The 14,575-nt window shown below is 58.3% G+C and carries 16 protein-coding genes; 9 read left to right on the plus strand and 7 right to left on the minus strand.

All coding sequences use genetic code 11. From position 1 onward, the window contains the following. The 3 genes from GBC55_RS10345 to GBC55_RS10355 all read left to right on the plus strand — a co-directional run. On the plus strand, positions 1-446 hold a 446-nt coding region (locus GBC55_RS10345), incomplete at its 5' end, for a cysteine hydrolase (protein WP_247266893.1). Next, a complete protein-coding gene (locus tag GBC55_RS10350) occupies positions 443-1,231 on the plus strand; it encodes an SDR family oxidoreductase (RefSeq protein ID WP_162437376.1) in 789 nt (262 codons plus the stop codon). The genes GBC55_RS10345 and GBC55_RS10350, both read left to right, overlap by 4 nt. Before the next feature lie 28 nt (positions 1,232-1,259). Continuing rightward, a complete protein-coding gene (locus tag GBC55_RS10355) occupies positions 1,260-2,492 on the plus strand; it encodes a dienelactone hydrolase family protein (protein WP_162437377.1) in 1,233 nt (410 codons plus the stop codon). A 66-nt stretch (positions 2,493-2,558) separates the two neighbouring features. On the opposite strand, the gene GBC55_RS10360 is transcribed toward GBC55_RS10355, so the two are convergent. Next, complete coding sequence (locus GBC55_RS10360; protein WP_162437378.1) at positions 2,559-4,076, minus strand: nucleobase:cation symporter-2 family protein; 1,518 nt, start codon at positions 4,074-4,076, stop codon at positions 2,559-2,561. 254 nt (positions 4,077-4,330) lie between these two features. Here GBC55_RS10360 and GBC55_RS10365 point away from each other — a divergent pair, with 254 nt between their 5' ends. Further along, the gene (locus GBC55_RS10365; protein WP_162437379.1) at positions 4,331-4,612 is read left to right on the plus strand and encodes a BrnT family toxin; all 282 of its coding nucleotides are present in this window, start codon (positions 4,331-4,333) and stop codon (positions 4,610-4,612) included. A 3-nt stretch (positions 4,613-4,615) separates the two neighbouring features. After that, positions 4,616-4,948 carry a BrnA antitoxin family protein gene (locus GBC55_RS10370; RefSeq protein ID WP_162437380.1) on the plus strand — a complete coding sequence of 111 codons (333 nt, stop codon included), beginning with the start codon at positions 4,616-4,618 and terminating at the stop codon, positions 4,946-4,948. Between the two features lie 72 nt (positions 4,949-5,020). On the opposite strand, the gene GBC55_RS10375 is transcribed toward GBC55_RS10370, so the two are convergent. Further along, on the minus strand, positions 5,021-5,848 hold the full coding sequence (locus GBC55_RS10375; protein ID WP_162437381.1) for an arylamine N-acetyltransferase: 828 nt from the start codon (positions 5,846-5,848) through the stop codon (positions 5,021-5,023). Between the two features lie 111 nt (positions 5,849-5,959). Then, entirely contained in the window at positions 5,960-6,754 is a 795-nt protein-coding gene (locus tag GBC55_RS10380) for an exodeoxyribonuclease III (RefSeq protein WP_162437382.1), read from the minus strand. A gap of 34 nt (positions 6,755-6,788) precedes the next feature. Here GBC55_RS10380 and GBC55_RS29805 point away from each other — a divergent pair, with 34 nt between their 5' ends. Next, positions 6,789-6,917: a hypothetical protein gene (locus tag GBC55_RS29805; RefSeq protein WP_268932847.1), complete on the plus strand. Its 129-nt coding sequence runs from the start codon at positions 6,789-6,791 to the stop codon at positions 6,915-6,917. 23 nt (positions 6,918-6,940) lie between these two features. Then, positions 6,941-7,258, plus strand: coding sequence for a hypothetical protein (locus tag GBC55_RS10385; protein ID WP_162437383.1), 318 nt, complete (start codon positions 6,941-6,943; stop codon positions 7,256-7,258). A 58-nt stretch (positions 7,259-7,316) separates the two neighbouring features. Here GBC55_RS10385 and GBC55_RS10390 read toward each other — a convergent pair whose 3' ends face one another. The 3 genes from GBC55_RS10390 to GBC55_RS10400 form a co-directional block, all read right to left on the minus strand. After that, positions 7,317-8,888 carry a GGDEF domain-containing protein gene (locus GBC55_RS10390; protein WP_162437384.1) on the minus strand — a complete coding sequence of 524 codons (1,572 nt, stop codon included), beginning with the start codon at positions 8,886-8,888 and terminating at the stop codon, positions 7,317-7,319. A gap of 205 nt (positions 8,889-9,093) precedes the next feature. Next, complete coding sequence (locus GBC55_RS10395) at positions 9,094-9,891, minus strand: lipopolysaccharide biosynthesis protein (protein WP_162437385.1); 798 nt, start codon at positions 9,889-9,891, stop codon at positions 9,094-9,096. 10 nt (positions 9,892-9,901) lie between these two features. Beyond that, complete coding sequence (locus GBC55_RS10400) at positions 9,902-11,650, minus strand: L,D-transpeptidase family protein (RefSeq protein WP_162437386.1); 1,749 nt, start codon at positions 11,648-11,650, stop codon at positions 9,902-9,904. Between the two features lie 81 nt (positions 11,651-11,731). Between GBC55_RS10400 and GBC55_RS10405 the strand changes: the two genes are divergently transcribed. After that, on the plus strand, positions 11,732-12,436 hold the full coding sequence (locus GBC55_RS10405; protein ID WP_162437387.1) for a murein L,D-transpeptidase catalytic domain family protein: 705 nt from the start codon (positions 11,732-11,734) through the stop codon (positions 12,434-12,436). A 111-nt stretch (positions 12,437-12,547) separates the two neighbouring features. Next, entirely contained in the window at positions 12,548-13,339 is a 792-nt protein-coding gene (locus tag GBC55_RS10410) for a transporter substrate-binding domain-containing protein (RefSeq protein WP_162437388.1), read from the plus strand. 99 nt (positions 13,340-13,438) lie between these two features. Here the strand turns inward: GBC55_RS10410 and GBC55_RS10415 are convergent, their stop codons facing one another. Then, positions 13,439-14,431: a pyridoxal-phosphate dependent enzyme gene (locus tag GBC55_RS10415; protein ID WP_162437389.1), complete on the minus strand. Its 993-nt coding sequence runs from the start codon at positions 14,429-14,431 to the stop codon at positions 13,439-13,441. Between the last annotated feature and the right edge of the window lie 144 nt (positions 14,432-14,575).

Raw genomic sequence — 14,575 nt, forward strand, 5'->3', positions numbered from 1 at the left:
AGGGCTGGCCCATCGTCCACGTGCGCGTGGCGTTCCGTGCGGACTACGGCGACCTGATCCAGAACGCCCCGATCCTGCGCACGGTCGCCAGCCTCGGCGCAGTCCGGGAAGGCAGTTGGGGCGCGGAGTTTTTCAGCGCCCTGGCGCCGCTGGACAGCCGCAATGAGTTCGTCATCACCCATCACCGGATCAACGCTTTTTTTGGCTCGGCGCTGGAAACCGTGGTGCGCCAGTTCAATCCTTCGCACCTGCTGATCGCTGGCGTGGCGACCCATTCCGTGGTGGAAAGCACGGTGCGCCATGCGGTGGATTGCGGATTCGAGGTGACGGTGGCGGCAGATGCCTGCGCCAGCGCAGACAGCGGCATGCATGCGGCCTCGCTGGCGAGCATGGCGGTGATAGCCCGTATCAGCTCCGTCACGCAAGCACTGGAGGAATGGTCATGATGCTCGAAGGCAAAGTTGCGATTGTCACCGGCAGTACTCAGGGGCTGGGACTGGATATCGCACGGCAACTGTTAGCCGAGGGCGCCCGAGTGATGCTGGTGGGGCGCAACGCCGACGCTGGCCAGGCATTGGCGCAAACAATGAACTGCGCGTTTTCAGCCTGCGACGTGGAGCGTGACGAAGACATCGACGCCTGCATCGCGGCCACGCTGGAGCGCTTCGGCAGGCTCGACATCCTGGTCAACAACGCGTGCCTGTACGCCGATCAGGGACTGGCCTCGGACCGCGCACAATGGCTGAAAACCCTGAACGTCAATCTGGTGTCGGCGGCCATCTTTACCCAGAAAGCCGCCGTGCATCTGCCCGCCGGTGGCGTGGTCATCAACATGGGCAGCACCGGCGGCAAATTCGGCGCGGCCGGGCGCGCGCTGTACCCCGCCTCCAAGGCCGGCATCCTGCAACTGACGAAGAACCTGGCCATGACCCTGGCCCCGGAACACATCCGGGTGCTGAGCGTATCCCCGGCCTGGACCTGGTCGCCCAGCGTCGCCGACTTCAGCGACAACGACCCGGAGCTCGCGGATCGGGTCGGGGCACCTTTTCACCCGCTCGGGCGCATCGGCCGTGGCCATGAGATCGGCAGCGTGGTGGCTTTTCTGTGCAGCGCCGGTGCAAGCTGGATGACCGGTGTCGATGTGCCAGTAGACGGCGGCTTTTCGATTCTCGGGCCAGACCGTGGCGTGTCGCCGCGGGTGTGGTTCCAGCAATACCGTGACAGCCAATAAAACCTGATAACCGAATGGGGTAGATGACATGGGCAAGATGATTGAGATCCAGGCAACGGACAGCAGCGCCACGTTCGGCGCTTACCTGGCCCTGCCCGCCAGCGGCAAGGGCCCCGGCGTGGTGATCGGCCAGGAGATTTTCGGGGTCAACGCCAACATGCGCGCAGTAGCCGATTTCTATGCCGAGGAAGGTTATGTGGCGCTGGTGCCGGACCTGTTCTGGCGCCTTCAGCCGGGCGTTGACCTGGGCTACACCGAAGCGGACTTTGCCGTCGCCATTGATCTGTTTCAGCGCCTGGACATGGACAAGGCCGTCGGCGACATCGACGCCTGCTTCACCGCCCTGCGTGCATTGCCTGAAGTCGAAGGCTCGGGCCTGGGTTATGTCGGGTTCTGCATGGGCGGCAAACTGGCCTGGCTCACCGCCACGCGAACCGATGTGGCCTGCGCCGTCGGCTACTACGGCATGGGCATCGAACACCTGCTGCACGAGTCGGAAAACCTCAAGGGCCGGCTGGTGCTGCATTTTGCCGAAAACGATGGCTACTGCGACGCCAACGCACGCGCCCGGATCAGCGAGCACCTCGGCGGCAACGACAAAACCGAAATCTACGTATACCCAGGCGTCGACCACGCCTTCGCCCGGGCCGGCAGCGCGCACTTCGACAAGTCCGCCTCGCTGATGGCCCATGAACGCAGTATCGCCGCACTCAAGCGCGAGATCGGCCCGCACTTCAACCTGTCCGCCCTGTGGGAAGAACACATCCGCCATGAGTTCGACACCCGCGACGTGCCCGCCACCATGGCAACCATGGTCGCCGAACCCTACGTCAACCATATTCCGACCATGACCGGCGGTGTCGGAGCCAAGGAACTCAGCCGCTTCTACCAGCACCATTTTGTCCACGGCAACCCGCCGGACATGAAGCTCATCCCGATCTCCCGCACCATCGGAGCACTGCAGATCGTTGATGAATTCATCATGTGCTTTACCCACAGCACCGAAATCGACTGGATGCTGCCCAACGTGGCACCGACCGGCAAGTACGTCGAGATTCCGATGCTGGGGGTGATCAAGTTCCGCGGGGACAAGCTGTACCACGAGCACATCTACTGGGACCAGGCCAGTGTGCTGGTGCAGATTGGCTTGTTGAACCCTGAGGGGCTGCCGGTGGCCGGGGTAGAAACAGCGAGAAAGTTGCTGGATGAACAGCGGCCGTCCAACACGTTGATGGGGCGCTGGACGCAAAGCGAGCAATAACGACCGGGTAATAAAAAGGCCGATCTGTCATGCAACAGATCGGCCTTTTTTCATTCACTGCAAACGTCAGACATGTTCACTGCTTTTCGCATGCGACGGCCGCGGTTCTCCGTGCCCGTGATCCACCTCGATCACCGGGATTTCCTTGCCGTCGCAGTCATGCAACTTGCCTTCGCTGAAGTAATCCCCTTCGCGCAACGCTGCCAGATCCTGATAACGCAGAACACGCTCAGTCCCTGCTGCAAACACCGATTGCTGATCGGAGTTGCCGGCAGTGAGGTGGTTGAACGCCAGGTTAAGCACGATCGCCATGATCGCCGACGAACTGATGCCCGAATGGAAAATGGTCGCGAACCAGCTTGGGAAATGATCGTAGAAGTTGGGTGCGGCGATAGGAATCATGCCGAAGCCGATGGAAGTGGCAACGATGATCAGGTTGACGTTGTTGCGATAGTCGACCTTGGACAGGGTGCGAATACCGCTGGCCGCCACCGTACCGAACAGCACGATACCGGCACCACCGAGCACCGAAGTCGGCACCGCGGCAATCACCCGTCCCATGAACGGCAGCAGACCCAGGACCACCAGGAACAAACCACCGGTGGCCACCACAAAGCGGCTCTTGATCCCGGTCACCGCCACCAGCCCGACGTTCTGGGCGAAGGCACTTTGGGTGAAGGAGCCGAAGATCGGCGCGATCATGCTCGACAGCATGTCGGCACGCAGACCATTACCCAGGCGCTTGGAATCCACTTTGGTGTCGATGATTTCACCGACGGCCAGAATGTCGGCGGAGGTTTCCACCAGCGTCACCATCACCACGATGCACATCGACAGAATCGCGGCGAAGTGGAAGGTTGGCATGCCGAAGTGGAACGGTGTCGGGAAGCCGAACATCGGCCCCTGGGCCACGTTCGAGAAGTCCGCCATGCCGAGGAACACCGCGAGAATGGTACCGATCACCATCGCCAGCAGAATCGACAGCCGGGAGATGGTTGCGCTGCCGATCTTGCTCAACAGCAGCACCAGCACCAGGGTCACCGCCGCCAGGCCAATGTTCGCCATGCTGCCGAAGTCAGGGGCATGGCTATTGCCGCCCATCGCCCAGCGTGCGGCCACCGGCATCAGCGTCAGGCCGATGGTGGTGATCACGATGCCCGTCACCAGCGGCGGGAAAAACTTCGTGATGCGCGAGAACACCGGCGTGATCAGTAACCCGATCAACGACGCGGCAATGACCGCCCCAAGAATCGACTGGAAACCACCCTCCCCGCCACTGCTGACAATCGCCACCATGGTCGCAACGCCAGAGAAGGACACGCCCTGTACCAGCGGCAACTGACAACCGAAAAACGGTAAACCAAGGGTCTGGAGTAACGTCGCCAGCCCCCCTGCAAACAACGAAGCAGCAATCAACAAACCGATGTCCGCCGGCGAAAGCCCGGCCGCCTGGCCGATAATCAATGGCACTGCGACGATACCGCCGTACATGGTCAGAACGTGTTGCAGGCCATAAGCCATATTTGCGCCGACTCCAAGATTTTCATCCTCGGGCCGTTGGTGTGAAACATGGGGCGTTTTCATGGTTGGGGGGTTCCCTGGTTTTTATTCTGCGCACACTGTATGCAAGACTCAGGACAAATGTCTATAGAGTTGTATACAACTCATCAGTCAGATAATGGACATATGTCCATTTGCCTCTGCCTGCGTTGACTTTTCCCCCAGAAAAATCCTTGAAACACATCCTGCCTGTCCCGCCTCCTTCCCCCGCTAATCTTCATCACTCCTAGCGACCGTTGGCACGGACGCCTCTCGCTTATACATATAAAGTATGCATAATGAACTCATTCGAAATTCAATATGACAAGGCAAAGAACGCAGCTAACAAATCAAAGCACCGAGGCATCAGCCTGGCAGAGACGGAAGCGGTGTTTTACGACGACCGAGCGATGACGGTGCAGGACAACCATCATGACGAACAGCGGTGGATCATCATGGGGATGGATGCCAAAGGGCGCTTGCTCGTGGTTGCGTTCACTTATCGGGACCCGAATTTCGTTCGAATCATTTCCGCGCGAGTTGCCACAAAAAACGAGCGCCGCAGCTATCAGGAATTCTGACCTATGAAAAACGAACACGATTTCAGCGATGCCAAGCGTGGAGCCATCGCATCCAGCAAAGGAAAAACCCGCATCACCATCATGCTCGATGATGTGGTTATAGAGGCTGCTCGCGCTTTGGCTGAGAGCGAGGGCTATGGCTATCAGACGGTTATCAACAATACCTTGCGCCAGGCCTTGCTCAACGAGAAAGGCAAAACGGTCGGTGCCGATCAACACACCGCTGTTGGCAATGCGCCGCATATCAACGAAGGAATAACGACCGCTGAACTGCAAAATCTCGAGAAAAAACTGGCCGAGGCACTCAACGAAATCCATCGGGTGATGAAGCCTTGAGTCCGATGCCGGTAATGGGCAACCAAGGGCAGACTTGGCAGCGCTGCCCTTTTCAATCTGTCCTGCAGGTATTCATACGCCCTGAATCAACCGCTCCAACACTTGCCGCAAGCGCGCATGCGCCGGCACTTGAATGCCGAATTCCGTCTTCAGCAGATCAATCAACTCATCCACATTCGCCACCTGATGCCGCTCACTTTCAGCGTCCATCCGGTGAATGGCGAAACTGCCGTTGTTGAGCGTGCGTCGCCACCCTTCCCCCGTGCGCGCCACCATCAATTGCCTGGTGAAAGACGATTCAGGATGGGTCGAGACATACCAGTTGCCGACGACGTAATCGATGTCTTCCTGGCGTTGCAGATCGAAGATGTACATCGCGCGCCAATCACCCGCGACGTTGGCGCGAAGCGTGTAGCCATCGGCATGCGGCTCGATGCGATACGGCTCATGCGGCGTGAGCTGTTCGGCAAGTGAATCGAGCAGCAGTGGCGCGGTGGGGACCATGCCACCGAAGCCGACATCAGTGATGTAGCGCACGCCCTCCAGGCTTACCAGACTCAGACGATGCGTGCGGGCGGTCCACGCGCCTTCGGGTTGCCCCATCACCACTCGACCGCTGATGCCCCGCGCATCGAAGCCCAACGTTTGCAGCAAGGCCAGGAACAGACAGTTGAGTTCGTAGCAGTACCCGCCCCGCCTTTCGTGCAGCACTTTGCGCTCGATCGACGGCAAATCGATCAGTACCGGCTCGCCGGCCAAAGTCGAAAGGTTTTCAAATGCAAAAGCGCCGGTATGGCGCAATTGAAGGAGGCGCAGTGTTTCCAGCGTGGGTGCCGGAGGGGTGTCAAAACCGAGTCGTTGCAGGTACTGCGCGAGATGTGTCAGGCGTGGCTCGCTCATTGTTCAGTCCTTTTGAAGTGGCCGCGGATCGCTCCACCGATGGGCCACAGGTATAGGCCAAAAGCTCATCGGACCGACAATTGATTTAGCCAATAGCGCTGCGAGAAAACTTCAACGGCGTTTGCGCGAGCCCAACCTGATCCACGTTGGGGCATGGTCGCTGGCATGGGGCTCGTTGCGCACCCAGGCATCCACGCCCGCCTCCTCCAGATAAGGGCTCAAGGCCGGGTTAAGCAGCAGATGGTCGATGCGCAGGCCGGAATTTTTCTGCCAGTGCTGGCGAAAGTAGTCCCAGAACGTATAGAGCCGATCTTCCGGGTACAAATGACGCAGGGAGTCGGTCCAGCCTTGATCGAGCAGGCGCTGATAACACTCACGACTTTCCGGTTGCAGCAGCGCATCCTTGAGCCACGAGCGCGGGTTGTAGATGTCCAGATCGGTTGGCACCACGTTGTAATCGCCTGCCAGCACCACCGGATGGTCACTGGCCTGCAAGTCCTTGGCGTAGGCGATCAGCCGCTCGAACCAGGCCAGTTTGTAGTCGAACTTCGGTCCCGGTTGAGGGTTGCCATTGGGCAGGTACAGGCAGCCCACCAGAACGCCATGTACGGCGGCTTCCAGATACCGGCTGTGCGTATCACTGTCATCGCCCGGCAAACTGCGCCGACTCTCCAGCGGTTGCGCATCCCGCGCCAGAATCGCCACCCCGTTCCACGACGACTGGCCCTGCCAGATCGCGCCATAGCCGGCAGCCTCAAGCTCGGCGGCGGGAAAGGCACTGTCGACCGATTTAAGCTCCTGCAAGCAAGCAATATCCGGCTTCTCGCGCTCCAGCCAGGCGAGCAGATTGGGCAGTCGGGCACGCATGCCGTTGACGTTGAAAGTGGCGATTCGTAGTTTTTTCACGGGCCAACGCTCCTGATAGCGAGGTGTCTAGCGTGTGACACCTGCGCGTTTGGGTGGTTGCGTCCCGGTATTGAACTGGCTGGATGAAGCGCGCTTGGCGTTGTCGACCACTCGTCATCCAAAAGGCACCAATTACGCGGTCCGTGACACCAATTTCAGGTAACGACTCACTTTTGGAGACGTACCATGATCAATCTCAAAATCTCTTCCCTGATACTGGCAGGCGTGTTGTCCGCGGCTTCTTTCGCCACTTATGCAGCCTCCGGCGATGGCGCTGATGCAACCGGTACCCCATCAGGTTCGACCGGTGGTTCGACGATGTCGCCCAACAACACCAAGGGCGCACCTGCACCGGGCAGCACTTCGGGCAGCAGCAGTGGATCGAGTTCATCAAGCGGCTCAGGCGTTAACTCCAACGGCGGCACAAGCGGTTCTGGCGCAGGCGGAGGTACCGGCGCGGCCGGCGGAGGCACAGGTGGCGCGGGGGGTGGGACTGGCAGCTGAACGCGTAAAGGCAGTCGATAATCAACTGTCGGCTGCTTTGTTCGCCCGCTCGCTCATCTCAACGATCAGACCGCATCAACGCCTCGGCGCCGCCTTCGATCGACAGCGCCGCAGCGCGATTGCGACCTGAATGTTTGGCCTGATACAACGCCGCGTCTGCGCGCTCGACGAACACTTCGAGACTGTCGCGCCCTGTTGGCACGAACGAATAGCACCCCAGGCTAACCGTGAGATTGCCTGTGGGCGAACCCGTGTGGCTGATGTTCTTGTCGATGACACTGCGGCGTATTTGTTCGGCAATCACCATCGCTCCCCGAATGTCCGTGTCCGGCAGCAACACCGCGAACTCTTCCCCGCCGTAACGCACGGCCAGATCAGCCTTGCGATGGCAGCAACCCTTTATTGCCCGGGCCACTTCCGCCAGGCAGTGATCACCGGCCACGTGCCCGTAGGTATCGTTGTAACGCTTGAAGAAATCAATATCGAGCATGATCAGACTCAATGAACTCGCCTGGCGGGCCCCACGTCCGAACTCGATGTCCATCGCCCGTTCGAACAGCCGTCGGTTGGCCAATCCGGTGAGACTGTCATGGGTCGCGATCAACTCCAGCGCTTCCTGAGCCTCACGCAAATCAGCCTCTATTCTTTCGCCATTGCGCACCTGCTGAATGAACACCCAACCGAACAGCCCCACACCGAGCAACACCAACGCGACAATTACGATGGATTGAAACGCTGTGTCGTACCAGTGCTTGAGAATCGCATCCTCGGAGGACGCGGCGGACACGACCAGCGGGTACGCGTCCAGCTGACGGTAGCCATACAACCGCACAATGCCGTCCACTACTGAGCCGATCATGGCGTTGCCGGTGGATGCTTTGGGCAGCAATGTCTGAAAAATTTCCCCCTGGGCCAATGACGTACCGATCTGCGCCTCCACAAACGGTCGTCGAGCCAGCAAGGTTCCATCGGTCAGCGCCAAGAACATCGAACCGTTGTCATCAATGCTGAAGCTTTTGAAGAATTGGTCGAAGTAAGACATCTTGATCCCGGCCATCAAGACGCCCTGAAACTTGCCGTTTCGGTCGTTCACCCGCTTGGACACCGGAATGATCCACTCTCCGTTTTTCTTGCTGCGGATAGCCGGACCGATGTGAGCCACGGATGACACGTTCTGCTGGTGAAACTTGAAATACTCACGATCTGCCACACCCGCACCGCGAGGCAGGTCGTCAAACGAGGTCACCACCCACTGCCCCTGCTTGTCGAACAGAAAGATGCCGTGCAGTTGATCCAGCGCCAGCACTCGCCGCGCGAAGGTTTTGCGTAGGCGTGGTAACTGCGCAGCACCGTAACCGTCGGCCTGAATCCAGTCGGCCAGGCTGCTCAGTACCAGGTCGGCCTTCATGAAGGTGTCTTCGGCCTGCTGCGCCATGGCACGGGTCAGGTTGGACGATGCCACCTGCGCTTCAATCAGGTCATGGCGGCGTGACTGCTCCAGTTGCAGGTACAACAGGCCACAGAGACACAGGCAGACCGCCGCAATAAACAATACCGCGGCCTTACGCAGCGGTAATCGTTTCAACGTACCACCGGGGGTGTGAAGCGGATCGTGAAGGGGAATTGGCAAAAGCTCATCCTGAGAGGGCAAGGCGTGGGCACCGACCCAAAGCCCTTGTTTTTTGTGAGCGTAGTCTACGCCTTAGTGACGAGACAATTGTCCTTTAGAGGCATCGCTTCGCTCTACGCATAGCAGCCGACGACCTTGAACCGCTTTATGTAGCAGCCGGACGCAGGCTTCGCCAGCTGCTACAGGTTTGGTTTCATCAGGGGGGTTAACCAGCAATCATCCTGTCGACGTCCTCAAACGTCACTCGGGAAACCAGTTCGGCGGGAATCCTTGAGGACCTGGACAGGTTGTAGACCTGAAAGTCTTTGTTCATGACGTACTTCGACAAAATCTTGAACGACGGCAGGATACGGGTATGAAAATGCTCGTCCAGCGTACAAGGTGACACGAACGAGCCCGGCGTTTCATAAAAACGATTCGCCGACTGATCGAGATCGACGCCCACCAAAAACACTTTGGTAAATCCCACGTGATAGGCAATTTGCAACGCCAGATAGGCCACGGTGCGGGCATCAAAAAAACCGCGTTTGAGGTTCTTGCTGAACCCCAGGCTTCTATTGCGACCTGCCCCCAACTTTCGACTTCTGATGAGCTCCTCGTCGCGCCGACACATCAGATCGAACCAGGAAAGTTTCGGCGCACGGGTCAATAGATACAGCTGGCCCGCAGGATCAAGTGCCTCGTAATGCATGTGGTTTTGTGGCACGGCCACACGCTGACTAAGGCGCATCGCTTCCCCACTCAGACGGGGCTGCTCCCTGTAGAAAGCGTCATCCGAGCAGATGTAAAAGTACGGTTTGACGCCAGAGCCAATGAACAAAGAAATCGCGCCGTTCATTGTGATCATCGGCACGTCGGCATACTTCGCCAGGGGAAAGTCTTTGGCCGATGCACCCGAGGCGATGATAAAAACCGCACCACTTTCAATATTGCGGCACTCCTCCAGGTCACGCACCTGTCGCGGACTTTTGAGCAGTTCCCTGGCTTCTTGCGCAACATCCATATTCAGCCCCCTATTGTTTCGGGTTGATCACCACGGCGGGAGCTCCTGCCCGCAGCAAATCCAGAATGGGTAACTTCGACGGCAGATTCAAACCCCGCAGGACCGCCGAATCGTAGTCGTAGACATCCGGTTTGAAGGTCACCCGTCCGTCCTTACTCAGGTCCACCGTCCAGTACGCCAACAACACCGGCACTTTGACCGGCAGCTTGATGTTTTGCGTCTTGCCATTGGCCAACTGTTTCCGAATACCGGCACTGTCCCAATGTACCGGGTCGTTAAACAGCAGCTCGACCAGTTGCAACGGGTTCTCTACGCGGATGCAGCCCGAACTGGTGGCGCGCACGGTTTTGGAGAACAACTCGCGATGGGGCGTGTCATGAAGATAAATTGCGTAGTCATTGGGGAACCGGATGACCACCTGACCCAACGAGCTGTCCGGACCGGCGTCCTGGCGCAGGCTGATGCCACGCGGGTTGCTCCAGTCAACGCTCGACGGATCAAGCTCCGCGCCCTGCCGGTCGATCACTCGAATACGGTTCGCGGCGAGGTAACCTGGATTCTTCTGGATTTTCGGTATCACATCTTCCTTGAGAATCGTCGGCGGCACCGTCCAGGTCGGGTTGAACGTCACATAAGTGATCTCGGCCTGAAAAACCGGGGTATTGCGAAACGGTTTACCGACCTGCACCCGGGACCGCCAGATCGGTTTGCCGTCACGGTACATCGCCACTTTGTACCCGGCGATATCGACAATCACGAACGTACCTTGCAGCTTGTACAGCAGCCAACGCGCACGCTCCATGTTCACTCGCACCTGATCGATACGCGCGTCGACGGGCACGTTCAGCGCCGCCAGGGTCGTTGCCCCTGCCACGCCATCGGCGCCAAGGTATTGATCGGTCTGATACTTCTTCACCGCCGCAGTGACGGCGGCATCGTACTGGGTTCCCCGCGCCAGGCGCGGATCAAGAAAACCGCCGGCCACCAGCCGCGCACGCAACTGCGCAACGGCAGGTAGATCCATACCTGGCTTGAGCGATTGACCTTCGGCGACTTTCGGCCAGCCACCGATCTCGCGCACCTTGCGCAACTGCGCCAAGCCTTCACGCAAGCCTACGTAAACGGCCTCTTGAGGCGGCGCCTGGGCAAAGGCCCTGGCCACATCATGCTCATCGAGTGCGATGAAAAACTTGTTCACGTCTTCACGCGGGTCAACATCGGCGGGGTCGAAATTCCAGTGAATATCCAGTCGAGACGGGTCGACCTTGCCCCGGCGCAACTGCAGCAGCGCCGTCAGGAATGTGTGGGTCGCGGCAATATCAAACGCGGCGCGTTGCTCGGGTGTCGACGTCTCGGCCTGCATCAACGGCTGGGACCTGGCCAGCTCATCAATGTGAAAATCCGCCGGGTTCAACCCTTCAACCTGAGTGGCGTGCAAGCTGGTGAACAACTGCGCGACGTCCTTTTCGTTTGTCCAGGCCGCGCGGTAACCGCGATGGGAGTAGAAATCCAGCACCATGCGGCTGATATCGACTCGCTTGTAACGCGACGAAGTCAGCAATGGTGGAAAGGCGGTGGTAAGTGGAGAAAGCTTCGCTTGAATCGCCTGGCCGACGTTGTCGTCGACGGCTGCACCCCTAAGGATGTTCGGAGCAATTGTCGGCTCAATCGACGAATTTTCTGCAAGCGCAGAACCGCTGATCAGAAAGACCATAAAAAACACGCGGCTTATGACGAATAACCTTGTTAATTGCACCATGGATAATCCTTAATCTCCCGAATTAAACGGCTAGCTTCCCGCAAACAGCTAGACTCGAAACTATCACGATGAGACATCTATATGGCGCGAGACCGCATTCGTTCGTTATTCACGGCCCTGCTGCTGACATCCCTTTCAGTACCGGCAGCGTACGCCGATTCACTTGCAGCCGCTCTCGTCAAAGCCGCTCCCGATGCCAACGCCACTGTTATAAACCTCGCCGTACGTGCTTCACAATGCTCACAAGTCCAGGGCGCAATTCCTGCCCAGCGTCTGGCCGTGATCGATTACTCACTGCCTTCGACCGAACAACGCCTGTGGGTGTTCGATCTGAAAAAGCGCAAATTGCTTTTTCATGAACTGGTTGCCCACGGCCGAAACAGCGGCGAGAACATGGCCGTGAACTTCTCCAATCAAAATGAAAGCTTCGCCACCAGTCTGGGGTTGTATCGCACCCAGGCGAGTTATGTCGGCCAAAATGGCTATTCACTGCGCATGGAAGGCCTGGAGCCCGGCTTCAATGACAACGCCTTTGACCGCGCCATCGTCATCCACGGCGCGCCCTACGTCAGCCCGGTGCTGGCCCGTGCCAACGGCCGGATCGGCAGAAGCCTGGGTTGCCCGGCCGTGCGACCTGCGGTTGCCCGCCGACTGATTGATTCGATGAAAGATGGGCAGCTGCTGTTTTCGTATTACCCGGATCAACGCTGGCTGAAATCTTCTTCTTATATTAATTGCAGCGGCGCCACTGTGGCCTCGGCAGGGAAAACCACCCATCGCAAATAGGTTACGCGTGAACTTTTCGCCCTTCCCCAAAGGGCATGGTTCAATGCTGGATTCTGCTCTGCTTTGATGGTTTGATCGGTTCACCCGAACCATCAAATAAGCCCAAAAATAATGAAAAATCTTAAAAGCACGATGCTACTCGGAAGCCTGCTCGCCCTGTCGATGGGCGCGCAGGCCCAGGAAGGCCCCTCTCATCTGGACAGCGTTCTGCAGCAGGGCCAGCTGCGCGTCTGCACGACCGGCGACTACAAACCCTATACCTACAAAGCTGAAGACGGCGAATACTCCGGCATCGACATTGCCATGGCCCGCTCACTGGCCGATAGCCTGGGCGTAAAGGTCGAATGGGTGCCAACCACCTGGAAAACCCTGATGCCCGACCTGATCGCGGGCAAATGCGACATCGGCATGGGCGGTATCTCCGTCACCCTGGAACGTCAGAAGAAAGCCTTCTTCAGCACCACGCTTGATGTCGACGGCAAAATCCCCTTGGTGCGCTGCGAGGATCAGTCGCTGTACCAGACAGTCGAGCAGATCAACCAGCCAACGGTACGTTTAGTTGAACCGGCGGGTGGTACCAACGAAGCGTTTGTTCACGCGTTCCTGCCCAAGGCGCAGCTGCGGTTGCACGACAACGTGACCATCTTTCAGGAGCTGCTCGACAAGAAAGCAGACGTGATGATTACCGATGCGTCGGAAGCGTTGTTCCAGCAAAAACTCAAGCCTGGGTTGTGCGCGGTGAATCCGACTCAATTCATGCAGTACGGCGAAAAGGCCTACTTGCTGCCTCGCGATGACATGACCTGGAAGCTATACGTCGATCAGTGGCTGCACCTGGCCAAGGTCACCGGGAATTATCAGAAAGTGCTGGGACAATGGCTGGCAGCGCCCGCCCCTAACTAACAACGCGTCACCTGTAGCCGCTGGCGAAGCCTGCGTCCGATCGCGAAGCAATCTCTAACTCAGCGCCCTCCCAAAAGCAGGAGGGCCGCTGTCGCCCAATCAGGACATTCGCGGAGCGTCCGCCCACTTCCCCATCTCTTGATGCGATATATTCCCGCCGCACACCACAAGGCCGATGACAGCGTTGTCAGGAAGCTCAGGTGCGGTAGCAAGTACCGCAGGAATAAGCGCCCCCGTCGCGAGCTCTACCCAGAGTCCCGCCTCCTCTCCGAAGGCAAGCATGCCCTCGATCGCCTCCTGATCAGACACGATCACCATGTCTTCTACATAGTGTTGAGCGTGGGCCAGCATCAGCTCATCGATAACCGGCACGCCCAGCGTTGAGATGATTGAACTGATCTCGACGTCAACCGGCTTTCCTGCCTGCAACGCCTGGTACATGGAACTCGCCCCGACGGTCTCGACGCCCCAGATCCGGATGTCGGGTTTGATCGCCTTCAACGCCGTCGCCACCCCCGCCAGCATCGCCCCGCCACCGACAGCAACGAAGACGTCAGTGAGTGCAGGGCAGTCCGCAATAAACTCAAGGGCAAGCGTTCCGTGGCCTTCAGCGATCAGCGTATCGCTGCAATCATCAATGACCACATACCCCTCTTCCTCCAGCGCTTTCGCCCTGGCAAACGCAGCGTAAACATCGCTTTCCACAATGACCGAACTGCCAGAGGCACGAATCCGGTCAATCGACGACGACGGCGCACTCTTCGGGACAATGACCGTCACGTCAGCACCGAAGCGCTTCGCGGCTTCGCCGATGGCAATACCAAAATTACCGCCACTGACCGCGACGAACTTTGCGCTGCTTACATCTTCAGTGGAGGCCGAGAATTTATTGATTACGCCGCGGGCTTTGAACGATCCGCCAACTTGCAAGTTTTCAAGCTTGAGGAAGACGGGCCGTTGGGTCTTTTCAGTCAGACGAGGGCTTGGAACCGTTGGGGTGCGGATCACTGAACCAGCTATTCGTTGCGCGGCGGCGACGATGGAGTTGAAGTTGATGAGATCTGGGCGTGAATTGGGCGATTTTTTAAACATGGAATCCGTTCCTTGAAAAACTCGGTAGGCGGATGCTAGCAGCCTGTTTTATGACTGTCTTGCGTAATCCACCTCGCTGCTACAGGGCATGGAAGCAGGACTCGCCCGAACCTCACAGCCGCAATCCTGATAAACTCCACCACC

This window comes from Pseudomonas sp. TNT3 (genome assembly GCF_010095445.2).
In the GTDB taxonomy this organism is placed as follows: Bacteria; Pseudomonadota; Gammaproteobacteria; order Pseudomonadales; family Pseudomonadaceae; genus Aquipseudomonas.

Bases quoted from the DNA above. Each gene is read 5' to 3' on its own strand.
- GBC55_RS10355 (WP_162437377.1), top strand. From the start codon at position 1,260: ATGGGCAAGATGATTGAGATCCAGGCAACGGACAGCAGCGCCACGTTC.
- GBC55_RS10360 (WP_162437378.1), bottom strand. From the start codon at position 4,076: ATGAAAACGCCCCATGTTTCACACCAACGGCCCGAGGATGAAAATCTT.
- GBC55_RS10365 (WP_162437379.1), top strand. From the start codon at position 4,331: ATGAACTCATTCGAAATTCAATATGACAAGGCAAAGAACGCAGCTAAC.
- GBC55_RS10405 (WP_162437387.1), top strand. From the start codon at position 11,732: ATGGCGCGAGACCGCATTCGTTCGTTATTCACGGCCCTGCTGCTGACA.
- GBC55_RS10375 (WP_162437381.1), bottom strand. From the start codon at position 5,848: ATGAGCGAGCCACGCCTGACACATCTCGCGCAGTACCTGCAACGACTC.
- GBC55_RS10385 (WP_162437383.1), top strand. From the start codon at position 6,941: ATGATCAATCTCAAAATCTCTTCCCTGATACTGGCAGGCGTGTTGTCC.
- GBC55_RS10350 (WP_162437376.1), top strand. From the start codon at position 443: ATGATGCTCGAAGGCAAAGTTGCGATTGTCACCGGCAGTACTCAGGGG.
- GBC55_RS10410 (WP_162437388.1), top strand. From the start codon at position 12,548: ATGAAAAATCTTAAAAGCACGATGCTACTCGGAAGCCTGCTCGCCCTG.
- GBC55_RS10415 (WP_162437389.1), bottom strand. From the start codon at position 14,431: ATGTTTAAAAAATCGCCCAATTCACGCCCAGATCTCATCAACTTCAAC.
- GBC55_RS10395 (WP_162437385.1), bottom strand. From the start codon at position 9,891: ATGGATGTTGCGCAAGAAGCCAGGGAACTGCTCAAAAGTCCGCGACAG.
- GBC55_RS10370 (WP_162437380.1), top strand. From the start codon at position 4,616: ATGAAAAACGAACACGATTTCAGCGATGCCAAGCGTGGAGCCATCGCA.
- GBC55_RS10400 (WP_162437386.1), bottom strand. From the start codon at position 11,650: ATGGTGCAATTAACAAGGTTATTCGTCATAAGCCGCGTGTTTTTTATG.